The sequence below is a fragment of the Vibrio sp. Vb1755 genome, assembly GCF_033338635.1.
In the GTDB taxonomy this organism is placed as follows: domain Bacteria; phylum Pseudomonadota; class Gammaproteobacteria; order Enterobacterales; family Vibrionaceae; genus Vibrio; species Vibrio alginolyticus.
Genome location: NZ_JAWOTA010000097.1, coordinates 1 through 1,620 on the forward strand (window position 1 = coordinate 1; position 1,620 = coordinate 1,620).

Sequence of the window (1,620 nt, forward strand, 5' to 3'; positions counted from 1 at the left end):
TCGCTCGTGGCTACCAAGGATCTCCAATCGCCGTAACGGTAGAAGGTGCAAACATTCTGACTCGTTCGATGATCATCTTCGGTCAAGGTGCGATTCGTTGTCACCCATATGTACTTGAAGAAATGAACGCAGCTTACTCAGAAGCGAGCGACGCGGTTGAGAAATTCGACAAAGCGTTAGCTGGCCACGTGAGCTTTACCATGAGTAACCTCGTTCGCAGTATTTGGTTTGGTTTAAGCGATGGCCTAGGTTCATCGGCACCGACTAAAGATGCAACGAAACGCTACTACCAACAGCTAAACCGTTACAGTGCCAACCTAGCGCTTCTGTCTGATATCTCAATGGCGGTACTTGGTGGTTCGTTGAAACGTAAAGAGCGTTTATCTGCGCGTTTAGGTGACATTCTCAGTCAGCTATACCTAAGCTCCGCGACGCTAAAACGTTTTGAACAAGATGGTCGTCCAGCTGAAGATTTGGCTTTGGTTCACTGGGGTCTACAAGATAGCTTAAAACAAGCAGAAATCGCCGTTGATGAGTTCCTAGCAAACTTCCCGAACAAAGTTATTGGCCGCACACTTCGCGTTCTGATTATGCCATTCGGTCGTGTACGCAAAGCACCAAGTGACAAGCTAGACAGTAAAGTGGCACGTATTCTACAAACCCCAAGTGCAACACGCTCGCGCATTGGCCGTGGCCAGTACCTAGAGCCAACAGAGCACAACCCAGCAGGTAAGATGGAGCTGGCACTGTCTGTGATTCTTCAAGCTGAGCCTGTGTTCGACAAAGTTTGTAAAGCGCAAGGTAAACGTCGTCCATTCCTCCGCTTGGATATGATTGCTCAAGAAGGTCTAGAGCAAGGCGTGATCACTCAAGAAGAAGCAGAACTGCTGAGAGAAGCCGAGCAACATCGTCTCGATACCATTAACGTTGACGATTTTGAGCCGGAACTATTGGCAGCAAAGCCACTTTACCCTCAAATGGATAGCGTTGCTTAAAAACCAATAAGAAAGACAAAAACGGGAGCTTTGGCTCCCGTTTCCTTGTGTTCTGAATCCAAATAACGCCCCTTCCCTTTCGACGCATCCGATGCTCACACTCAGACACTCGTTGTAACCACAGCCAAACCAATTGATCGCGATATGAGTGATAAATAGCTCACAGACCTTACCCATTAACGATGTATACTTTACCGTATCTCAACCACATATATGGAAAATCTGTTGGCTAGACTCTTATTCGCTCAGTGGTTCCCAGGACTCATTCAACTTAAAAACTATCAAAAAGAATGGCTCGTGAATGACTTTAGAGCAGCATTTTCTGTTGTTGCTGTTGCACTACCTGTTGCTATTGCTTATGCACAGCTAACTGGCGTTTCTGCTATCGTAGGCCTCTACTCATGCGTGCTGCCGATGCTGGTTTACGCTTTAATGGGCACTTCCCGACAACTCATTGTTGGCCCGGACGCCGCAACCTGTGCCGTCATCGCCGCCGTCGTTACCCCAATTGCCGCTGGCGACCCAACCAAACACTGGCAGCTCGTGATGACCATGACAGCTATGACAGGTATTTGGTGTGTACTGGCCAGCCGTTTCAAACTGGGAATTTTTGCTGACTTCCTTT

Annotated in this window: 2 protein-coding genes; both read left to right on the forward strand. The window is 48.0% G+C overall.

Annotated elements, in window-relative coordinates; genetic code table 11:
• A partial coding sequence (locus R7E00_RS22895; protein ID WP_318124520.1) for an acyl-CoA dehydrogenase domain-containing protein occupies positions 1 to 995 on the forward strand: 995 nt, incomplete at its 5' end.
• A 213-nt stretch (positions 996 to 1,208) separates the two neighbouring features.
• On the forward strand, positions 1,209 to 1,620 hold a 412-nt coding region (locus R7E00_RS22900; protein WP_318124521.1), incomplete at its 3' end, for a SulP family inorganic anion transporter.